Here is a 3,951-nt window from a genome sequence, read left to right as displayed (position 1 = left end):
GACGAACTCGACGCCATCGTGCCGATGGTCGAGGATGCGGTGCGGGAGATGACGGCGGCAATCGCTGCGATGCGCGCCGACATCGCGCGCACCTGTGCTCGCGTCGATGCGATTCTAGGTGGCGGGGCATGAGCGCGGGTGAGCGCGCATTGAATGCGATCAAGACGATCTTCACGCTCAAGGAGCAGATCGACGGTCTCGGGAGGGACATCGCGGCGATGAACACCCGCGTGTCGCGTCTCGCCGAAGCACATGGCGAGCTTCGCGACCGCGTCAGCCGGCTGGAAGGCATCATCGAGGGCGCGGCAATGGCAGCGCGGCAACGGAGGATCGAGGAATGACCGCCGGCATGACACTGGGGCGCCTCAACCACGTCGGCGTCGCGACGCCGTCGATCGAGCGGTCGGTTGAAACCTATCGCAGCCTTTTGGGTGCCGACGCGATCGGCGAGCCGTTCGACCTGCCCGCACAGGGCGTGCGCGTCTGCTTCGTCGATGCGCCCAATACGCAGATCGAGCTGATCGAGCCATATGACGACAGTTCGCCGATTGCGGGGTTCCTCAAGAAGAACCCGGCCGGCGGGCAGCATCACGTCTGCTTTGAGGTGCCCGAAATTCATGCCGCGGTCGCGCATCTGAAGGCACAAGGCGCGACCGTGCTCGGCGAGCCGCGGATCGGGGCGCACGGCACGCCGATCGTGTTCGTCCACCCGAAAGATTTCGGCGGGCTGCTGGTCGAGTTGATGGAAGCGTCCCAGAACGCGCACGCGGGCGATCATTGAGCGGGAGCGTTGCCATGACCGGTTACCGGACGATCGTCACCGAGCGGAAGGGCGATGTGCTCGTCATCACGCTCAACCGTCCCGAGCGGCTGAACGCCGCTTCGCTCGAACTTGCGCAGGAAGTGACCGAGGCGCTGTATGACCTGCAGGGCGCGCGCGCGGTGCTGCTGACGGGTGCGGGGCGCGCCTTCTGTTCGGGCGCCGATCTACAGGCGCGCGGCGAACGCTCGGCGGTGTCGGGCGGAAACGCGAGCCACCACGCGCTGATGAACGTCTACAATCCGGTAATGAGCCAGTTGCTGCGCTCGCCCGTGCCGGTCGTCACCGCGGTCAACGGCGCGGCGGCCGGGATCGGATGTTCGATGGCGCTGGCGGGCGACTTCGTGCTGGCGGGCAGGAGTGCTTATTTCCTCCAGGCCTTCGTCAACATCGGTTTGGTGCCCGACGGCGGCTCGTCGTGGCTGCTCGCCCGCGCGATCGGGCGCGCGCGTGCGACGCAGATGATGATGCTAGGCGAGCGGATCGGCGCCGAGCAGGCGGCCGACTGGGGGCTGATCTACCGCGCGGTCGACGATGCGGCACTGATGGAGGAGGCGCTCACGCTTGCCACACGGCTCGCGGCGGGGCCTACCGTTGCGCTGGCCGCAATGCGGCGCAACCTGATGACCGCGCTCGACGGGTCGTTCGACGAGGTACTGCGCGCCGAAGCCGAGGGGCAGCGGACGGCAGGCAACACGCACGACGCGCGCGAGGGCGCGGCAAGCTTCGTCGAGAAGCGCAAGCCCGCCTTCACCGGCGCGTGAACCGATCAAGCGAGTAAGCGACATGACCGACCACCAACGCGATTCGACCATCGAGCAGAACACCGGCGAGGACGCTGGAGCCGCGCCCAAGCCCCAGGCGACGCCGACCGAGGTCGCGGCACCCCCGCCCGCACCGTCGCTCGACACCTGGGCGAAGGCGGCGGCGAAGGAAGTCAAGGGTCGCGACCTGACATGGGACACGCCCGAGGGGATCGCGGTCAAGCCGCTCTACACCGCCGACGACGTGGAAGGGTGGGAGCCGGGACTACCCGGTTTTGCGCCTTTCACCCGCGGGGTGCGCGCCTCAATGTACGCGGGTCGCCCGTGGACGATCCGGCAATATGCCGGCTTCTCGACCGCGGAAGCGTCCAACGCCTTCTACCACCGCAATCTGAAGGCAGGGCAGAAGGGGCTATCAGTCGCGTTCGATCTGGCGACGCATCGCGGTTACGACAGCGATCATCCGCGCGTGACCGGCGATGTCGGCAAGGCAGGCGTCGCGATCGACAGCGTCGAGGACATGAAGATCCTCTTTGACGGCATCCCGCTCGACCAGATGAGCGTCAGCATGACGATGAACGGCGCGGTGATCCCGATCCTCGCCTTCTTCATCGTCGCAGGCGAGGAGCAGGGGGTTGAGCGGCGGCTGCTCGACGGGACGATCCAGAACGACATCCTCAAGGAGTTCATGGTTCGCAACACCTACATCTACCCGCCCGAGCCGAGCATGCGGATCATCTCGGACATCTTCGGCTACACCAGCCGTGAGATGCCGAAGTTCAACTCGATCTCAATCTCCGGCTATCACATGCAGGAGGCGGGGGCGACGCAGGTGCAGGAACTCGCCTTCACCATCGCCGACGGCATGGAATATGTGAAATACGGTGTTGCGAGCGGGCTCGACATCGACAAGTTCGCCGGGCGTCTGAGCTTCTTCTTCGCGATCGGCATGAACTTCTTCATGGAGATCGCGAAGCTGCGCGCTGCACGCGTGCTGTGGCATCGTGTGATGACCAACCTTGGCGCGCGCGACGAGCGGTCGAAGATGCTGCGGACGCATTGCCAGACCAGCGGCGTGTCGCTGACCGAACAGGACCCGTACAACAACGTCATGCGCACCACGATCGAGGCGATGGCGGCGATGCTGGGCGGCACGCAGTCGCTCCACACCAACGCGCTCGACGAGGCGATCGCGCTCCCCACCGACTTCTCTGCCCGGATCGCGCGCAACACGCAGCTGGTGATCCAGGAGGAGACCGGCATGACGAACGTCGTCGATCCGCTCGGCGGCAGCTATTACGTCGAGGCGCTGACCAAGGACCTCGTCGACCGCGCCTGGGCGATCATCGAGCGTGTCGAGGCTGAGGGCGGGATGGCCAAGGCGGTCGCGGCGGGCTGGCCCAAGGCGATGATCGAGGAAGCCTCGGCCGCGCGCGCCGCGCGCGTCGATCGGGGTGAGGACGTGATCGTCGGCGTCAACAAATACCGCAAGGAGAACGAGGACGAGATCGAGATCCTCGACGTCGACAATCACGCGGTGCGCGAGGCGCAGGTGCGTCGCATCAACGAGATGAAGGCGAAGCGCGACGAGGCGGCGTGCCGGTCGGCGCTCGATGCGCTGCGCGAAGGTGCGCGCGGGGACGGCAATTTGCTCGAACTCGCGGTGACCTGTGCGCGTGCGCGCGCGACGCTGGGCGAGATTTCCTCGGCGATGGAGGACGTGTTCGGCCGTTTTGGTACGCAGCCGACGCCGGTCAAGGGCATCTACGGCGGCGCGTATGACGGTGACGTCGCCTGGGCGCGGCTGGAGGAGGGTGTCGCCGCGACCGAGCGGCGGCTGGGGCGCAAGCCCCGGATGCTCGTCGCCAAGATGGGGCAGGACGGCCATGATCGCGGCGCGAACCTCGTGTCGTCGATGTTCGGCGATCTGGGCTTCGAGATCGTGCCAGGTCCCTTGTTCCAGACGCCGAAGGAAGCGAGCGAGCTGGCGCTGGAGAAGGACGTCGACGTGGTCGGCGCCTCCAGCCTCGCGGCGGGACACAAGACGCTGATTCCCGAACTGATCGGCCACCTGCGTGACGCAGGTCGGCCCGACATCAAGGTTATCGCGGGCGGGGTCATCCCGGCGCAGGACTACCAGGCGCTGCGCGACGCGGGCGTCCAGGCGATTTTCGGTCCCGGTACCAATCTGATCGCGGCGGCGCAGGAAGTGCTCCGCCTGCTCGGCCACAACATGCCAACTGAAAGCGAGGCAGCGGAATGAAGACACTGATTCTGGTTGCGGGCGCTATGCTCGCCATCCCCGCCGCGGCGCAGTCCGCCAGCGACTATCACGCCGCCGACGCGCAGCTGAACGCGACCTATCGC

Annotated in this window: 4 protein-coding genes; all 4 read left to right on the top strand. The window is 66.7% G+C overall.

The window, feature by feature from the left end; all coding sequences use genetic code 11:
- Positions 1-128: 128 nt before the first annotated feature.
- From QZ847_RS16060 to scpA, 4 genes are read left to right on the top strand one after another with little or no spacing between them, the layout of a single operon-like run.
- A complete protein-coding gene (locus QZ847_RS16060; protein ID WP_294189329.1) occupies positions 129-341 on the top strand; it encodes a hypothetical protein in 213 nt (70 codons plus the stop codon).
- Positions 342-349: 8 nt separating this feature from the next.
- Positions 350-781 carry a methylmalonyl-CoA epimerase gene (gene mce, locus QZ847_RS16055; protein WP_294358464.1) on the top strand — a complete coding sequence of 144 codons (432 nt, stop codon included), beginning with the start codon at positions 350-352 and terminating at the stop codon, positions 779-781.
- A gap of 14 nt (positions 782-795) precedes the next feature.
- Complete coding sequence (locus QZ847_RS16050; RefSeq protein WP_294358461.1) at positions 796-1,584, top strand: enoyl-CoA hydratase-related protein; 789 nt, start codon at positions 796-798, stop codon at positions 1,582-1,584.
- 22 nt (positions 1,585-1,606) lie between these two features.
- Entirely contained in the window at positions 1,607-3,847 is a 2,241-nt protein-coding gene (scpA, locus tag QZ847_RS16045; RefSeq protein WP_294358458.1) for a methylmalonyl-CoA mutase, read from the top strand.
- Positions 3,848-3,951 lie beyond the last annotated feature (104 nt).

It is taken from the genome of uncultured Sphingomonas sp. (assembly GCF_913778135.1).
In the GTDB taxonomy this organism is placed as follows: Bacteria; Pseudomonadota; Alphaproteobacteria; order Sphingomonadales; family Sphingomonadaceae; genus Sphingomonas.
This window is presented reverse-complemented; position numbering and strand designations above follow the sequence as displayed.